This is a genomic window from Marinactinospora thermotolerans DSM 45154, assembly GCF_900167435.1.
Taxonomy (GTDB): domain Bacteria; phylum Actinomycetota; class Actinomycetes; order Streptosporangiales; family Streptosporangiaceae; genus Marinactinospora; species Marinactinospora thermotolerans.
The window spans coordinates 230,630-246,504 of the sequence record NZ_FUWS01000007.1 but is presented as its reverse complement, the minus strand read 5'-3'; the positions used below and the strand labels follow the sequence as shown (position 1 = coordinate 246,504).

Below are 15,875 nucleotides of genomic sequence, written 5' to 3'. Positions count from 1 at the left end.
TCCGGGCCCGTGGAGACCCGCGACGGCCCGCACCACTCCGGTTCCCAGCCCGGGAGCGCGCCCTCCCACGCCCCACGGTCCATAAGCTGAGCCCATGGCCGAATACCGCATCGACGAGCTGGCCCGGCTCGCCGAGACCACCGTCCGTAACGTCCGCGTCTACCAGGACCGTGGACTCCTGCCGCCTCCTCGCAGGGAGGGCAGGGTCGGCATCTACACCGAGGCCCACCTGGCCCGGTTGCGGCTCATCGGCCAGCTCCTCAAACGCGGCTACACCTTCGCCAACATCAGCGAACTGGTGACCGTCTGGGAGCGCGGCGGCGACCTCGCCGACGTGCTCGGCTTCGAGTCCGCGGTCGGCGATCCCTGGACCGACGAGATCCCCGTCTACGTCACCCTGGACGAATTGCGCGGGATGTTCGGCGGTCAGGTCACCCCCGCCACGTTGACCCGTGCGCTGCGGCTCGGCCTGCTCGAACGCGACGGTGTGCGCTTCCGCGCGCCCAGCCCGCGCCTCCTGCACGCGGGAGCCGAACTCGTCTCCATCGGGATGTCCCTGGACGGCGTCCTGGACATCGCCGAACAGCTACGCGAGCGCATCGACGCGGCGGCGCGGGACCTGGTCGGGACGGTCGCCGACCACGTTCTGGCGGTACACGCCCCCGGCGGGCTGCTCCAGGGAGACGACATCGCCGGCGCGGCCGAGCTGATCCGCCGGGCGCGTCCGCTCGCCCAGACCGCGGTCGACGCGATCCTCGCCCAGGCCATGGCCCACCACCTCCAAGAGGCCCTGGGCGAGCACTTCGCCGCCGTCCTGGAACACCTCAAGGCGGCGAAGGAGGAGCGGCACAGCGCCTGACCGCCGCCCTGCCTCACAGGGCGGCCCGGCACAGCTCCGCCAGCCGCTCCTCCACGAGTCGGGGACTCTCCAACATCGGTACATGTCCGACCCCGGGCAGCAGGTCCAGCCGGGCGTCCGGCAGGGCCCGCGCCAGCGCGTCGCCGTGGTGGGCCGGCGTCAACCGGTCCTCCTCGCCCAGCATGATCCTCACCGCGACGTCACGCAGCGCCGTCGGAAAGCGCGGCGCGCCCGACGCCACGACCTCCGGTCGGAAGGCGGCGATGACGGCCGTGGGTGTGGCGTGGAGGAGCTCCGCGCACTCCCGGACCAGCATCGGGTCGGCGTGACGTCCAAAGAGCGTCCGGCGGACGAGCGCCTGGTGAGCGCTCCAGTGGGCGGGAAGGAGAGCGCGCAGGTGCTCGACCGGTCCGGGGAGCGCTGCGAGCGCTCCCAAGACGCCGCGCCGCGCGAGGGCGGACACGCGCGCCGCCCGCGGAAGCCCCGGACCTTCGGGGGCCGGCCGCCCGGACGGCACGGAGACCAGCAGGAGCCCGCGGACCCGATCGGCGACGAGATCGGGATGGGCCGCGGCCAGCGCGCACACCGCCACACCCCCCACGCAGTGCCCGCCCAGGACCACAGGGCCCGTCGGGGCGAACTCCCGGATGACCGCGGCCAGACCCGCGCCGAGCAGCCCGCCGTCCACACGGCGGGCGCCCAGGGTGGAACCGGCGTGGCCCCGCTGTTCCCAGCGCACCACCCGCACCCTCCCCGGCTCGATCCCCGACCGGCCTGAGAACAGCGCCGACACCTGAAGACGCCAGGTGTCGGAGGACAGGAACCAGCCGTGGCACAACACGACGGTCAGCGGAGCGTCGTCCGGCCCGCGCAGGAACACCCGCAGCAGCGCGCCGTCGGGTGTCCTGAGGCTCCGTGGGCTTTCGACGGCGTAGCGCAGGGGGGTCATCGAGCCTCCGTCCGGGGGCGTCCACGGACCTGACGGCCCGTGAGGGCAGGGGAGGGCGGGAAGGGACCGGAGGGGAAGCCCCGCCGGAGTGGGAGTCAGCCTGCCGCCGCGGTGGAGGCCGGAGGGACCACCTCGACGGAGAGGGAGCGACGCCGACCGAAGTTCAGCTCGGCGAACGCTCCCGCGGGAACGGCGGGATGGCGGGGGAAGACCGGGTCGACACGCCGGTAGGGGGATCCCGGCTCGGGCCTGGGGTCGGCCTCACCCCGGTTGGGCCACAGCGACATCGCCCGTTCCGCCTGCGCGGTGATCGTCAGGGAGGGGTTGACCCCGAGGTTCGCCGAGACCGTCGATCCGTCCACAACGGAGATCCCCGGGTGGCCGTAGAGCCGGTGGTAGGGGTCCACCACTCCCTGCTCGGGGGTGGCGCCGATGGGACAGCCGCCGAGGAAGTGCGCGGTCAACGGGATGTTGAACACCTCCCCGACGGTGCCGCCGGGGAACCCGTCGATCTCCTTGGCGAGCCGCGTCATGACCTCCTGGCCCTTGGGGATCCAGGTCGGGTTGGGAGCGCCATGCCCCTGTCGGGACGTGAGCCTGCGTCCTCCCCACAACCCGCGCCGGGTGTAGGTGGTCAGCGAGTTGTCCAGCGACTGCATCACCAGGCCGATGATGGTGCGCTCGGAGAAGCGGCGCACCGAGAGGCTGCGCGCGAAGACGTAGGGATGGGCGGCGGCCAGGCCGAGGAAACGCAGCCAGCGGGGGATCCGTCCACCACCGGGCACCTGGATCGTGGCGAGGAGTCCCATCGCGTTGGACCCCTTTCCGTAGCGCACCGGTTCGACGTGGGTGTAGGGGGCGGGGTGGATGGAGGAGGTGATGGCGACCCCCCGGGTGAAGTCCTCGGGGGGCGTCATCGACGTGGTCATCGCCCCGGCCAGGGACTCGGAGTTGGTCCGGGTCAACGATCCCAGTCGGGGCGAGATGCGGGGGAGCAGCCCACTGTCGCGCATGGCGTGCAGCAGGCGCTGGGTGCCGTAGGTGCCCGCGGCGAGCACGATGTTGCGGGCGGTGAGGGTGCGGGCGTTGGCCCGGACCCGCGGAGCGCCGGTGACGAGGGTGTCCACGGCGTATCCACCGCCGAGGGACTCGGGACGCTCACGGATCCGCTCCACCGTGGTCATCGGATGGATCACCGCGCCGCCGCGTTCGGCGAAGTAGAGGTAGTTCTCGGTGAGCATGTTCTTCGCGCCGTGTCGGCACCCGGTCATGCAGTTGCCGCATTCGGTGCAGGAACGCCGGCGTGGGCCGGCACCGCCGAAGTAGGGATCGGCGCTCTCGGATCCGGGTTCGATCCGCTCGTTGCCCTCGCCGTCGAGTCCGTCACCGTAGAAGACGCCGACCGGGGCGAGGCGGAAGGTGTGGCCGACGCCCATGTCCTCGGCGACCTTCTTCAGGTGCACGTCGGAGGGGGTCATGTGCGGGTTGGTGCGCACCCCGAGCATCCGTTTGGCCTGGTCGTAGAAGGGGGCCAGTTCGTCGTGCCAGTCGGTGATGTCGCGCCACTGCCGATCGGCGAAGAACTCCCTCGGCGGTTCGTACAGCGTGTTGGCGTAGTTGAGGGAACCGCCGCCGACGCCCGCGCCGGCCAGGACGAGCACGTCACGGAGCAGGTGGATGCGCTGGATCCCGTAGCAGCCGAGAGCCGGGGCCCACAGGAAGTTGCGCAGGTCCCAGGAGTTCTTGGGCAGGGTCTGGGGGGTGTAGCGGCGGCCTGCCTCCACGACGCCGACGCGGTATCCCTTCTCGGTGAGGCGGAGCGCGCTGACCGAACCGCCGAACCCGGATCCCACCACGAGGACGTCGTAGTCGAACATGTCGTCCCCGGAGCCGGGGGTGGTGGGCCGGGGGGCCGTGGTCTCCGCGGTGTGGTCGTGCTCGGGGGCCATGGCACACCTTCTCTTCTCTCGGGGACGGGGAACGTGGCCCGAAGCGTGCTCGAAATGAAAAACGAGCCACCTAGAAATGTGACATTAACTATTGTAATCTTCCTCACCTACTGATGAGTAGGGTGTCACATGGAAAACCCGAGCGGTCATCCCTCTCGAGACCCCCGATCCCCCATCCCGGGCGCGGGACCGGCCACGGCCGACCCCGGTTGAGGAGGCAGTTCCCATGGCAGAAGAAACGCAGACGATCGTCCAGGGCGGTGTGGGGTGGAGGCGTTTCCTCCTCGCCCTCGGCCCCGCCCTCGGTGCGGCCGCGGTCCTCGTCGTCCTCACCGCCCAGGGCAGCATCGCCGCCTCCTTCGCGGTGTCCGGCCAGAACTTCAAGGTCTCGGCCGACTCCCTGGAGGGAACGGGATTCGCCCAGTTCGGCGACGTCGCGACCTCCGTGGACGACACCGCTCACCCCGTCGCGCTGTCGGTCATCGACGACGCCGAGCTGACCAACCTGTGCCAGTCGGTCCTGATGGAGACGCCCGTCGGCGACGTGACACTGCTCGTCGAGGCCGGTCAGGACGGCACGCCGGTGACCGCCCGCAACATGGTCATCGACCTGGAGCAGCTCTCCGGGGAGGCGTCCTTCTCCGGCATGCAGATCGGCCGTGACGCCAGCACGTTGGAGAACGCCAGCGGCGAGGCCGGCGCTCCCGGGGGGTTCGGCATGCAGGCCGGCACCATCAACGTCACCGACCTGCGGCTCACCGCCTGGTCGGTCAACGCCGGAACCTTCGGGCTCAACGGGCTCCAGCTCGGTGTCAAGCCCGGCGACCACGAGTGCTTCTAAGGCCATGAGAAGGCACGGAACCGCCCAACTCCGGCATGCTCCCCGACAGGGGTTTCGGACATGGCGCAGGACCCGTCCCTTCTGGGGCGGCCTCCTCGTCATCGTCGCGGGTCTGGCCATCGTCGCGGCTCCGATGGCGCCCCTCCCCTTGATCATCCACCAGGGCATCGCCGGCGTCTCCGGCTATTTCGTCGGACTGCTGCTCATCGCGATCGGCGTGCTGACCTGGCTGCAACCCGCCCAACGGTTCTTCTTCGGGATCGTCGCCATCCTGCTCTCGCTCGTCTCCTTCGTGACCTCCAACTTCGGCGGGTTCGGCATCGGCCTGCTCACCGGCATCGTCGGCGGCTCGTCGGTCTTCGCCTGGGGCCCCAAGGAACCCCGTGAGCATCGGCGCCGGGCACGCGGCTCCGCGACCGTCCCGCCCACCGGCCCGGCGGAGAAAGAGCCCGCAGCGGAACCCCGAGGGGACGGCACATCCGAGGAGCGGCCTCCCATCGTCGGAAGCGAGGGGCAGGTCCACGGCGTCATCGCCTTTCCCCTGGCGCTCCTCCTCGCCCTGTCCGCGCCGGCCTGGCCATGGGATGACCGGTTCGGTGGTGGGCAGGAGGGGACGGCGGAGCAGGAGGCCACCCCCAGCCCGTCTCCCTCGCCCTCGGTCTCCCCCTCGCCCGGTTCCCAGCCCTCCGAGCCCCCTGGAGCCTCACCCGGCCCCGGCGACGGAGGTGAGGACGACGGCGGGGACGGTGATGAAGACGGCGGTGAGGACGGCCGGCCCGAGGAGGAGGACGAGGAGGGCGACTCCGAGGAGGAGGCCGAGGTCGCCGAGGAGTGTCAGGTCCGCGAAGGGGTCACCGACATCTCCGAGGAGGAGTTCCGCGCGATCATCGAGGCCTGTGAGGCCGCCCGGGAACGCGGCGAGGTCCCGGACTTCACGGTCCATGAGGGGGATGGCAGGTTCATCGCGCACACCGCCCCCTCCGGCCTGAGCGCCGACCGCCTCACGATGAGCGGGGCGGCGTTCGGCGGCGTCGTCGAGTACCCCACCACCGACGGCCCGCGGCGTTATCTGAAGCTCACCATGGACGAGGGGGTCTTCACCGGGGCCGAGAAGTGGTTCGAAGAGGGAACGGTCCGTAGCACGCTGGACATCCCCTCCATGACGATGGAGGGCGACGTCGTCTTGCACGTCACCCGGATGGAGGTCCGCCTGCTCGGCATCCCCCTGACCTTCACCCCCGACTTCCCCCCTCCGTTGCTGCTGCCCTACATGATCGTCACCGACGTGGACGTCGAACATCCCCTCGCAGAGGCGGACTCCATCGTCATCGACGGTTTCGCCCAGTCGGTCGGTTCCTGAGCGCACACCAGGCGTGAGCCCGGCCGTCCACGGGAACGGCCGGGCTCACGCGTTTCAGCGACGCTCGGCGTGGGCCGGACGCGGCAGCAACCGGCTCGGCTCCCCGACATGGGACACATACAGCGCGTCACGGGCCCGGGTGCACGCCACGAACACGAGGTTGCGTTCCTGCTGGTGGACCTGTTCCAGGGCGACGGGGTCGCCCTCGGCCGCCTCGATCGCGGCCTTCGGGGGCAGGAGCGGCTCACTCAGGCCGACCACCGCCACACAACGGAATTCCTGCCCCTTCAGTTTGTGCATCGTTCCCACGCGCACCCCCTCGGCATCCTCGCCGGTGTCCAGCGGCGCGGTGGCGATCCCGCGGGCGGTCAACTCCTTGGCCACGTGCCGCACCACCCACTGGTTGCGCCCGGCGACGGCGATGGAGGAGGGGACGATCCCGGCTTCGAGCCACCCCCGGACCCACGCCCCGAGCGCGGCCAGCTCCTCCGCCCGGCTGGAGCAGGCGCGTACCACCGGATCGGGGCCGTGCAGGAGGGAACGGTAACCCGCGAGGGTGTCGGCGTTGTCGTCCAGCCCCACGGCCGCCGTCCGCCCCAGGATGGGCAGCGCCCAGTCCAGGATCTCCTGGGTGATCCGGTAGCCGACCCGCAGCCGGTGGCTGCGACCGCGCACGTTGATCCCCAGCGACGCCAGGGAGACCCGGTTGTCGTAGATCCGCTGGTGCGGATCGCCGACGATGAACAGGTCGTCGGGTCCTTCGTCCACCGCCGCGCGTAGCAGTCGCCACTGCGCGGGGTGGAGGTCCTGGGCCTCGTCGACGACGACGTGCTGGTAACGGGGGCCCGAGTGGCGCAGGAGACGGGCGGCCTCCTGGGCGATCTGGGGGTAGAACCACTCGCCGGCCACACGCATCGCGCCGGTGTAGCGCCGGATCGTCTCCCACACCAGGGTGCGGTGCTCGGGGGCGAGGTGCAGGATCCGACCATTGCGTTCACAACGGATGTAGGAGGGCAGGTCGGTGATGTCCCGGGCGAGGATCACCTGCTCCCACTCGTCGACCAGGAAACGGCCGGAGTAGGGGATGCCGTCGGCGCGGGCGGCCTCGCGCCAGCGCTCGGCGAGCGCCTCCTTGGCGAGTGTCTGGAGGGGCGCGCCGGACTGTTCCTGGACGATCCCCCGGGCCAGGGCGTCGATGGTGACGACCTCGATCCGGGAGCGCACGTGGGGGTCGGGGACGATCCGGTCGAGCTGATCGGCCAGGGTGCGGGCGAGGAGCCGGTTGAAGGTCGTGAGCAGGACCGGACGGTGACCGGCGGGACCGTCGAGGCGGTCCTGTAGGGAGGCCAGGTGCGCCGCCCGATGCAGCGCGATGACGGTCTTTCCGGTCCCGGGACCGCCCGTGACCTGAGCGGACCCGTTGAACCGGGCGCTGGCGATGCGGTGTTGGTCCGGGTGCAGGGTGATCCGCCATTCGGCGAACGAACGGCCCAGGCCGCGGGAGAGCTCGGCGGGGCCGCTGACCCGCGGGGCGCGGGGCGTGGCCATGGGGGACGGGGTGTGTGGTTCCACGATCTCCATGGGGGCGGTGGAGGGGACCCGGTAGCCCCGGGCGAAGGCGACCGCCTCGTCGTGGGGGCGGACCGCGACAAGGCAGTAGACGTCCGCCGAGGTCGGCGCGACGACACCAGACCATTCGGGACCGATCTGCATGACGCGCACCCGGGGGTCCGGTGCGTCCGAAATAGGTTCGAGGTCCTTTCGGTCACCGGCCATGTAGGCCTGCATGACCGTCAGCGTGGCGGCCTGGACCCGGGCATCGAGACGGGAGAAATCGCTGAGGAAAGTCGGGGCAATCGCGAGCTGAGGCACGTCGGGGGTTCCTCCGGTCATCGACCTGACGTGGGGATTCGCGTGGGGAAGAAGGTTGCGTGCAACCACCGCGTCACCTAAGAACATCGCCCCCGCGGAATTCCGGCAAACCCCTTGGGAAGGAGGAATCCAGACCGGTCACAAGGAGCCGGAGCGTGTGGTGTCCGTGCAGCTCAGGACGTGTTTTCAAGGCCGGTTCCGGGGGTGGGCAAGATGATGTGGCCCACGGAGGCCTCGCGCTGGGGAAGCGAACGCGGCACCTGTGACCGTAAAACGCTTATCAGTGGGGCCGAAAAGAAGAGGGGGGAGGGACGGGACGGGGCCGGCGAGAAGAGGACGGCGGAGGAGGCCGGTTCTGGCCACCTGTGGGCGCGGGTTAGGGTGAGGCGGTCCCACCCCGCGTCGTCCGGTCCAGGAGGAGTTCAGTTGCGCGCAGCGATAGTGACCGCGTTCCGGGTCGTGGCGGCGGTCGAAGCGGTGACCTGGATGGGGCTGCTGGTCGGCATGTTCTTCAAATACGTCGTCGTTCACAACGAGATCGGCGTGACGATCTTCGGCCCGCTGCACGGCATCGCGTTCATCGTCTACGTAATCCTCGCGGTGCTCGCCTGGTGGACCCTGCGCTGGCGTCCCCTGACCGGGCTGCTCGCGCTCGTCGCGAGCGTGCCGCCACTGGGCACCGTGGTCTTCGAACGCTGGGCCGCCGGCACCGGACGCCTCGCCGTCGAGCCCGCGCGCGAGCAGCAGCCCGCCTGACGGGTGGGGCGAGCCGACACGGGGGCTGCCCGGCTCTCCTTTGTCCGATTACGATGGGAATCCGCTGAAGGAGCACGAGGAGTAGGACGGGAGGAACGTGAGCCCAGACGAGGTGAACAATGCCCTGCGCGCCTCCGACGCCGATCGGGAGCGCGTGGCCGAGATCCTGCGTGATGCCGCGGCCGAGGGGCGGATCACGCTTGAGGAGCTCGACGAACGGCTCGACCTGACCTACCGGGCACGTACCTACGCCGACCTCGCGCCGTTGACCGCTGACCTCCCCGCCACGTCCTCGGGAGTCGCCGTTGCCGGGTCGGAAGGCGGTCTCGTCCCGGGCGGGACGGAGCGAACCCTGGAGCTGAAGGCCAAGGGCAGCACGATCACCCGTACCGGTGCCTGGCGGGTCCCCGGCCAGATCATCGTCAAGAACCCCTATGGCACCGTCCGACTGGACTTCCGCAAGGCGGTGTTCACCACCTCCGTCGTCGATATCGACATCACCCTGTCGTGGGGCGAGGCGAAGCTCATCCTGCCCGACCACGCCTCCGCCGAGATCGAGGTCGACACCTCCTGGCTGGGAACCATCGACAGCCGGGTCAACGAGGTCGCCGATCCCCCGGCCCCACACCTGCGCATCACCGGGAAGGCGGCCGGCGCGACGCTGAAGGTGCGCTACGGTTCGAGATTCGACAACCTGGTGGCCTCGTGGGGCACGGAGTAGGCCCGACCCCCGTCGGGTCTCCCGGCCGCGGTGGCGGCCGGGAGACAGCCTCCTATCCCGATCTCCTGCCCACCACCACGCGGGCGGCCTGGAAGAACAGGGCGATGGTCAGGGCTCCCGGATCGGCCGCGCCCAACGCGGCCTCGCCGACGTAACTGGACCGGCCCTTCCGGCCGAGCAGTTCGCTGGTGCCCTTGGCGCCACGCTGGGCGGCCTCCAACGCGGCGTCCACGGCCCCCGCGAGGTCGGCGCCGTCGCTACGGGCCCGCTCCAGGGCCTCGGCCGCCGGGGCGATCGCGTCGACCATGGTGCGGTCGCCGACCTTCGCCGATCCGAGGCGCTGGATTGTCGCCAGGCCGTTGGCGGTGGCCTCGGTGAGCTCGCCCACCCCGAATTCCTCCCCGCCACGGGCGGCCTTCGCGAACTCGCGGAACCACATGCCGAACAGTGGTCCGCTGGTGCCTCCGCTGTAGGAGAGGAAGGTCGTGGACATGGTCTCGAACGGGTCGCCCAGGTCCCGGGGCGGATTGCGGACGAGGGCGTCACGGGTGCGTCGCAGGGCGGTGGTCATGTTCGTGCCGAAGTCGCCGTCGCCACTACGCCGATCGAGATCGGTGAGTTCGGGTTCGGCCCGTTCCACGGTGGCGATGAAGCCATCCACCCACTGGCTCGTCTGGGCCGGTGTGAATCCGGTCGTCATCGGTGCGGACTCCTTTCCAGGGGTGTTCACCAGGTCAGCGCCGGCGTGGACACCGGGGCGTCCCACAGGTCGACCAGGTCGTCGTCCGAGCGGATCAACGTGATCGAACAACCGGCCATGTCCAACGAGGTCAGATAGGTGCCCACCAGCGCGCGGTCGATGACGATCCCCTCCTTCGCCAGCACCTGGACGAGTTCGCGGTGGATGGCGTACAGCTCAAGGTCATGGGTGGAGCCGAGCCCGTTCACGATCGCGATGACGTGTTCCCCGCGGCCCAGCCCGAGGGGGTCGCGTACCCGATCGACCATCTCGGGGACGAGGTCGCGTACGGGGGCGAAGGGGTGGCGCTGGCGGGCCCGCTCACCATGGATGCCGACACCGAACTCGATCTCGTCGTCCGCGAGGTCGAAGGAGGGCCGTCCCTGACCGGGATGCGCCCCCGCGGCCAGGGCGACGGAGAAGGTGCGGGCTCCCGAGGTGATCCGCCGTCCCAGGGCGACGATCTCGTCGAGGTCGTCGCCGCGTTCGGCCGCGGCTCCGCAGAGCTTCTCGACCGCGATGACGGCCGCGGTGCCGCGCCGTCCCGGTCCCTCGCCGTCGCCGGTGTCGGAGGCGACGTCGTCGTCGACGAACACCGCCTCGGCGCGGATGCCGTCGTCCTCCAGCAGTTCCGCGGCGATGCGGAAGTTCAGCACGTCACCGGTGTAGTTCTTGACGATGTGCACGACGCCGCCGCCGGAATCGGCGGCCCGGGAGGCCGCCTGGATCTGGATGGCGGTGGGAGAGGCGAACACCGCGCCCGGCACGGCGGCGTCGAGCATTCCCGGTCCCACATAGCCGACGTGCAGGGGTTCGTGTCCCGACCCGCCCCCCGAGACGAGGGCGACCTTGCCGCGGCGCCGGCCGGAGTCCGCGCGTACCACATAGGACGGATCGCGGTTCCAGCGGATCCGACCGCGCTGCGCGGCCTCGAACCCCTCCAGCGCCTCGTTGACGAGGTCGGCCGGGTCGTTGACGAACTGCCGTCGCATGTGCCCCTCTTTCCACGTGGATTCTCTCCAGGGTCCCTCCCCGCCCAGGGGGAGGGACATGCGGCTTGTCGGAAAACGGACTCACGCGGTCGGTACCACACCGAGCGCGGTCGCGGTGAGTTCGGGGAGGTCGAAGCGGGCGGGATCGAGACGGACCGACACGGCCAGCCCCGGCGCCACCGACCAGAACGCCTGGCCTTCGGTGATCAGGCCGGGATCGGAACCGTGGGAGAAGGGGGTCAGCCGCCAGGTGGCGAGATCGCGTTCGTGGTATTCGGCCAGAAAATCCCGCAGACCGGCGAGATCGCGGAGACGCTCGCCCCGCAGTACCGCCACGCTCAGGTCCACCCGGTGCCCCTCCTCGCCGAGGTCGCGTTCCCACACCCGGGAGGAGAAGGCGACCCCGCCCCATTCGTAGGAGAAGTCGGAGACCGACGAACCGATCCCCGAAGGAAGATGGTTCACGGCGAAGCCGTCCACGATGCCCCCTTTCGCGCCTTCGTCGCCCAGCGCACCACTGTGCCAGGTGGCCGTGGTCACGGTGAACAGCGTGACGAGCAGGAGACGTCCGATCCAGGACATGGCGAACCTCCAGGGTGGGGCGGGCGCCCGATCTGAGCGCCGCACCTCCATGCTGCGTACCGGACGCCGGCCCTCACCACCGCAATCCGAGGGCTGTGGACAACCCGAGGCACGCCTGTGCGGCCACGACGGCACACGCCCAGAGGGAGAGGCCCGCGGAAAGGCGCGCCGGCTAGTCGCCCGGGCAGTCCCCGTCGTCAGGTACGACGTGGATCCTGAAGCGAGACGACTCCTCGCAGCCGAAGGGCCAGATCTCCTCGGCGGCGCGCGCGATCGTCTCCCAGTGGTCCTGACCCACCCCCTTGGGACGGACCGTCGCGCGGACGTCGAGGGCATAGCCACGCCCCCCGTCCCGTCCCAGCCTCACCCGGGTCTCGACCCGGACCGGCCGGCCGGCGCCGCTGCCCCCGTCGGCCGCCGCGGCCTCGGCCGCGGCGTGGTGCAGGCACGCCGCGAAGCCGGCGGCCAGCAACTGCTCGGGTGTCACCCCGCGACCGTTCGGCTTCAGGGGCGATGCCAACGGGGTCACCAGCGCACCCTCCTCGGTCCGCACACTCCCGTTCTCGGCGATCGCCCGCGCCTCGTGCACCGTCTCGTGTCGTCCCATCTCCTCGTCCCTCCTCCGTGCCGAGCGCGGGACGGCTACCCGGGCGGAGTGCGCCGAACCACCCCACCCCCGGGCGCAGACCCGGGGGTGGGGCCGTGATTAGGGCGAGGGGGTCGGGTAGCGGGCCGAGAACCCCACGAACACCGGTGCCGAGAGTAATCGAGGAAGTTCTGTCATGACGGACGTAGCAAGCCAGGGCCGCCGCAGCGGTGATGAGCGCCAGACCCTGACCAACCGGCAAGGCCACCCCGTCTACGACAACCAGAACCAGCGCACCGTCGGCGCCCGTGGCCCGGCGACGCTGGAGAACTACCACTTCCTGGAGAAGATCAGCCACTTCGACCGGGAACGGATCCCCGAGCGGGTCGTGCACGCCCGTGGCGCGACCGCGTTCGGCTACTTCGAGGCCTACGGGAAGTGGGGTGACGAACCGATCTCCCGCTACACCCGGGCCGGGCTGTTCCAGGAGGCGGGCAAGCGCACCGACGTCGCGCTGCGGTTCTCCACCGTCATCGGCGGACGCGATTCCGCGGAGACGGTCCGCGACCCGCGCGGTTTCGCGGTGAAGTTCTACACCGAGGAGGGCAACTGGGACCTTGTGGGCAACAACCTCGCGGTGTTCTTCATCCGTGACGCCATCAAGTTCCCCGACGTCATCCACTCCCTCAAACCCGACCCGGTGACCTTCCGGCAGGATCCCAACCGGATCTTCGACTTCATGTCGCAGACGCCCGAGTGCATGCACATGCTCGTCAACCTGTTCAGCCCGCGCGGCATCCCCTCCGACTACCGTCACATGCAGGGGTTCGGCGTCAACACCTACAAGTGGGTGAACGACAAGGGCGAGACCGTGCTGGTCAAGTACACCTGGATGCCCAAACAGGGCGTGCGCAGCATGACCGAGGAGGACGCCGCCAAGATCCAGGCCCACGACCTCGGCCACGCCACCAAGGACCTGCGCGAGGCCATCGACCGGGGCGACTACCCCGAGTGGGAGCTGTTCGTGCAGATGATGAGCGACGACGAGCATCCCGAACTCGACTTCGACCCGCTCGACGACACCAAGACCTGGCCGGAGCAGGACTTCCCGCCCAAGCCGGTGGGCCGGCTCGTCCTCAACCGCAACGTCGTCGACAACTTCACGGAGAACGAGCAGATCTCGTTCGGAACCGGTGTGCTCGTCGACGGCCTGGACTTCTCCGACGACAAGATGCTGGTCGGCCGCACCTTCTCCTACAGCGACACCCAGCGCTACCGGGTGGGGCCCAACTACCTGCAGCTGCCGGTCAACCAGGCCAAGAACGCCCAGGTGCGCACCAACCAGCGTGACGGCCAGATGGCCTACTCCCAGGACAACGGGGGCCGGAACCCGCACGTCAACTACGAGCCCTCCATCACCGGCGGGCTGTGCGAGGCCCAGTACCCGACCCACGACGAGCAGGGCCCGGAGATCGTGGGCAGGGTGACGCGCAAACGCATCCCGCGCACCAACGACTACAAGCAGGCGGGGCAGCGCTTCCGGCTCATGGAGCAGTGGGAACGCGACGATCTGGTGAAGAACTTCGTCAACCAGCTCTCCCAGTGCGACCGTCCGATCCAGGAACGGATGGTCTGGCACTTCCTGCTGGTCGAGGACGAGCTGGGGCTACGGGTCGGGGAGGGGCTCGGCATCTCCCCCGAGGACGTCGCCCACCTGGAGCCGCTTCAGAGCCAGACCCTCACCGACGAGGACCGTGACCGCTTGGGCAAGCTCGGCAAGAACGGCCCTCGTGACGTCAACGGCCTGAAGATGACCCACACCGTTCCCAACGAGCGGTTCGAGGTCACGCGCTGACGGCGTCTGGACGACGGCGCGCGGGGCGCCCCGGCAGGTATCGCCGGGGCGCCCCGCGCGTGCAGACCGCCCAGGTCAGCGGCCACCGCCGCTTTGGTAGCGGAACAGCGCGGTGCGCGCCTCCTTGCGGACCCCCGGGTCGGGATGGTTGTCCCCGAGCCAGCTCAGCAGGAAGGTGGTCTCGGGATGGCCGAGCGAGGGGGCGAGCTCCAGCAGCGACGCTCCCTCGCCGCCGCGCCGGACCGGCAGCTCGCCGAGCCGCTCCTCGTCCAACAGGTTCATGCGCGCCATGGCGGCGACGCCGTCGACCATGACCCACGGCAGGTCGGCCGGCTCCAGCTCACCCTCCTTGAGGAAGCCCGCGTCGAACAGCCAGGCGCGGGCCTGGGGACCGAACGCCCCGTCCGCGCGCAGCTCCTCGTAGACGGGACGGGCCTCCTGGGGATGTTCCGCGGTGACGGCGCGGACCGTTCCGCGGTGCGTGCAGTCGTCCGTGCGCCGCGCCACCTCCACCAGCTCCCGCATCGCCCGTTCCGTGCCGCGTTGCCCGATCCACTCGTCCAGGTCGACGTCGCTGAACGGCTCGCCGGCCGCGGCACGCTCGACGAGCACCTCGGCGTCCTCGGCCATCAGTTCATCGAAGGTGCGGATCGTGTAGTCGTCGAGGACGAGTTCGTCGAACCCGATCCACTCGCCCAACGGCGTCAACCGGAACACCGGCTCGCCCGCGAGTTCGGCCTCCTCGCCCGTCGTCTCGCGCGCGACGGCCCCCAGGCCCTCCAGCTCGCCGAGGACCAGGCCCACCGCGCGGTCGAACTGTTCGGACTCCTCGTCGGTGAGCGGCCGGTCCTCCTCCAGGGGGTCGCCCATCTCGGCGACGACCTCGGAGACGAGCGTGCCGGGGAGCGGCAGCCTTTCGATGAACAGCGTCGTCACGATGGAGGCGACGAACTCGTCGGCCTCGGAGCCGAACGCCTCGTAGAAGTCGTCCTCGTCGAGCCCCAGCCGTTCGGCGAGCGCCTCCCCCAGCGCCTCGTAGGCCAGCAGCCACGCCTCGACGGAGTCCTCGGGGAGCGCGTCGTCGCCCTGCTCGCGAAGCCGGAGCATGGTCGGGGTCGCCTCGATCGCCTCGGCCAGGGCCGCCCCCTCCAGCAGCCGCGGGGCACGCCAGGTGTAGCCGGTCCGCCCGGGACCCGACAGGGGCGACAGCGGGGCCTCCTCCTCGCCCGACGCGATCGCGGCCATCAGCTCCTCGTCCAGCGACACCCCGCCGGACTCCACCTCGGCCTCGAACTCCGCGACCTGGTCGGGATCCTCGGGGTCGTAGCCGGCCTCGACCATGCTGTGCTGGAGGAACAGGGAGACCCGGTGCTCGGCCGGGTTCGCCACGGCCTGGCGGTAGGCGTCGGCGAGCGTGTCCAAGGTCTCCACCAGCTCCCCCGGCTCGTCGGAGCGAGGGTCGTACCATCCGCGTGCGCGCAGGAACTCCACCCAGGCCAGCAGCGAGGAGCGCACCTCCTCGACGCGCAACGGCGCGGCCATGTCCTCTCGGGGCAGCCAGTCCAGGAGCAGGGCGGCGACGTCGGAACCGTGCCAGCGCGCCAGCAGTCCGTCGCCGCCCAGGTCGGGCTCGCCGTACTTGAAGTCGAGGATCGTCTCCAGCGCCCACCGGGACACCTCGATCCGTTCCCTGCGGGCGTGATCGACCACTCGTGTGACGAACAACGAACGATACCGGTCGAACGTTTCCTGATCGGCGTTCGTGAACACCAGGCGCATGACGTGAGGACCAACCCGTGATAGAGGGACGAGGA

General features: G+C 70.3%; 14 protein-coding genes. 6 read left to right on the top strand and 8 right to left on the bottom strand.

What is annotated here, in order from left to right; genetic code table 11:
- The first annotated feature begins 94 nt into the window (after positions 1-94).
- The gene (locus tag B5D66_RS14575) at positions 95-859 is read left to right on the top strand and encodes a MerR family transcriptional regulator (protein WP_078762273.1); all 765 of its coding nucleotides are present in this window, start codon (positions 95-97) and stop codon (positions 857-859) included.
- Positions 860-872: 13 nt separating this feature from the next.
- Here the strand turns inward: B5D66_RS14575 and B5D66_RS14570 are convergent, their stop codons facing one another.
- Both B5D66_RS14570 and B5D66_RS14565 read right to left on the bottom strand, forming a co-directional pair.
- Positions 873-1,808, bottom strand: coding sequence for an alpha/beta fold hydrolase (locus tag B5D66_RS14570; protein ID WP_078762272.1), 936 nt, complete (start codon positions 1,806-1,808; stop codon positions 873-875).
- Positions 1,809-1,903: 95 nt separating this feature from the next.
- Positions 1,904-3,757, bottom strand: coding sequence for a GMC family oxidoreductase (locus B5D66_RS14565; RefSeq protein WP_078762271.1), 1,854 nt, complete (start codon positions 3,755-3,757; stop codon positions 1,904-1,906).
- A 226-nt stretch (positions 3,758-3,983) separates the two neighbouring features.
- Here B5D66_RS14565 and B5D66_RS14560 point away from each other — a divergent pair, with 226 nt between their 5' ends.
- Positions 3,984-4,598, top strand: coding sequence for a DUF6230 family protein (locus B5D66_RS14560; RefSeq protein WP_078762270.1), 615 nt, complete (start codon positions 3,984-3,986; stop codon positions 4,596-4,598).
- A gap of 4 nt (positions 4,599-4,602) precedes the next feature.
- Positions 4,603-5,958 carry a DUF6114 domain-containing protein gene (locus B5D66_RS14555; RefSeq protein WP_078762269.1) on the top strand — a complete coding sequence of 452 codons (1,356 nt, stop codon included), beginning with the start codon at positions 4,603-4,605 and terminating at the stop codon, positions 5,956-5,958.
- A gap of 54 nt (positions 5,959-6,012) precedes the next feature.
- Here the strand turns inward: B5D66_RS14555 and B5D66_RS14550 are convergent, their stop codons facing one another.
- The gene (locus tag B5D66_RS14550) at positions 6,013-7,830 is read right to left on the bottom strand and encodes a UvrD-helicase domain-containing protein (protein ID WP_144390133.1); all 1,818 of its coding nucleotides are present in this window, start codon (positions 7,828-7,830) and stop codon (positions 6,013-6,015) included.
- Positions 7,831-8,256: 426 nt separating this feature from the next.
- Between B5D66_RS14550 and B5D66_RS26135 the strand changes: the two genes are divergently transcribed.
- Complete coding sequence (locus tag B5D66_RS26135; protein WP_268805380.1) at positions 8,257-8,586, top strand: DUF3817 domain-containing protein; 330 nt, start codon at positions 8,257-8,259, stop codon at positions 8,584-8,586.
- A gap of 97 nt (positions 8,587-8,683) precedes the next feature.
- Positions 8,684-9,307 (top strand): DUF1707 SHOCT-like domain-containing protein, encoded by a 624-nt coding sequence (locus B5D66_RS14540; protein ID WP_235001002.1) that lies wholly within the window; start codon positions 8,684-8,686, stop codon positions 9,305-9,307.
- Between the two features lie 52 nt (positions 9,308-9,359).
- On the opposite strand, the gene dhaL is transcribed toward B5D66_RS14540, so the two are convergent.
- The 4 genes from dhaL to B5D66_RS14520 all read right to left on the bottom strand — a co-directional run bounded on the left by dhaL (position 9,360) and on the right by B5D66_RS14520 (position 12,227).
- Positions 9,360-10,007 (bottom strand): dihydroxyacetone kinase subunit DhaL, encoded by a 648-nt coding sequence (dhaL, locus tag B5D66_RS14535; RefSeq protein ID WP_078762267.1) that lies wholly within the window; start codon positions 10,005-10,007, stop codon positions 9,360-9,362.
- Positions 10,008-10,033: 26 nt separating this feature from the next.
- Positions 10,034-11,038, bottom strand: coding sequence for a dihydroxyacetone kinase subunit DhaK (locus tag B5D66_RS14530; RefSeq protein ID WP_078762266.1), 1,005 nt, complete (start codon positions 11,036-11,038; stop codon positions 10,034-10,036).
- 81 nt (positions 11,039-11,119) lie between these two features.
- Positions 11,120-11,620 carry a hypothetical protein gene (locus tag B5D66_RS14525; protein WP_078762265.1) on the bottom strand — a complete coding sequence of 167 codons (501 nt, stop codon included), beginning with the start codon at positions 11,618-11,620 and terminating at the stop codon, positions 11,120-11,122.
- 172 nt (positions 11,621-11,792) lie between these two features.
- Positions 11,793-12,227: an OsmC family protein gene (locus tag B5D66_RS14520; protein ID WP_078762264.1), complete on the bottom strand. Its 435-nt coding sequence runs from the start codon at positions 12,225-12,227 to the stop codon at positions 11,793-11,795.
- A gap of 175 nt (positions 12,228-12,402) precedes the next feature.
- Between B5D66_RS14520 and B5D66_RS14515 the strand changes: the two genes are divergently transcribed.
- Complete coding sequence (locus B5D66_RS14515) at positions 12,403-14,061, top strand: catalase (protein ID WP_078762263.1); 1,659 nt, start codon at positions 12,403-12,405, stop codon at positions 14,059-14,061.
- A 75-nt stretch (positions 14,062-14,136) separates the two neighbouring features.
- On the opposite strand, the gene B5D66_RS14510 is transcribed toward B5D66_RS14515, so the two are convergent.
- Positions 14,137-15,786: a hypothetical protein gene (locus tag B5D66_RS14510; protein ID WP_235001001.1), complete on the bottom strand. Its 1,650-nt coding sequence runs from the start codon at positions 15,784-15,786 to the stop codon at positions 14,137-14,139.
- Between the last annotated feature and the right edge of the window lie 89 nt (positions 15,787-15,875).

Bases quoted from the DNA above. Each gene is read 5' to 3' on its own strand.
- B5D66_RS14575 (WP_078762273.1), top strand. From the start codon at position 95: ATGGCCGAATACCGCATCGACGAGCTGGCCCGGCTCGCCGAGACCACC.
- B5D66_RS14560 (WP_078762270.1), top strand. From the start codon at position 3,984: ATGGCAGAAGAAACGCAGACGATCGTCCAGGGCGGTGTGGGGTGGAGG.
- B5D66_RS14525 (WP_078762265.1), bottom strand. From the start codon at position 11,620: ATGTCCTGGATCGGACGTCTCCTGCTCGTCACGCTGTTCACCGTGACC.
- B5D66_RS14565 (WP_078762271.1), bottom strand. From the start codon at position 3,757: ATGGCCCCCGAGCACGACCACACCGCGGAGACCACGGCCCCCCGGCCC.
- B5D66_RS14515 (WP_078762263.1), top strand. From the start codon at position 12,403: ATGACGGACGTAGCAAGCCAGGGCCGCCGCAGCGGTGATGAGCGCCAG.
- B5D66_RS14570 (WP_078762272.1), bottom strand. From the start codon at position 1,808: ATGACCCCCCTGCGCTACGCCGTCGAAAGCCCACGGAGCCTCAGGACA.
- B5D66_RS14555 (WP_078762269.1), top strand. From the start codon at position 4,603: ATGAGAAGGCACGGAACCGCCCAACTCCGGCATGCTCCCCGACAGGGG.
- B5D66_RS14530 (WP_078762266.1), bottom strand. From the start codon at position 11,038: ATGCGACGGCAGTTCGTCAACGACCCGGCCGACCTCGTCAACGAGGCG.
- B5D66_RS14520 (WP_078762264.1), bottom strand. From the start codon at position 12,227: ATGGGACGACACGAGACGGTGCACGAGGCGCGGGCGATCGCCGAGAAC.
- dhaL (WP_078762267.1), bottom strand. From the start codon at position 10,007: ATGACGACCGGATTCACACCGGCCCAGACGAGCCAGTGGGTGGATGGC.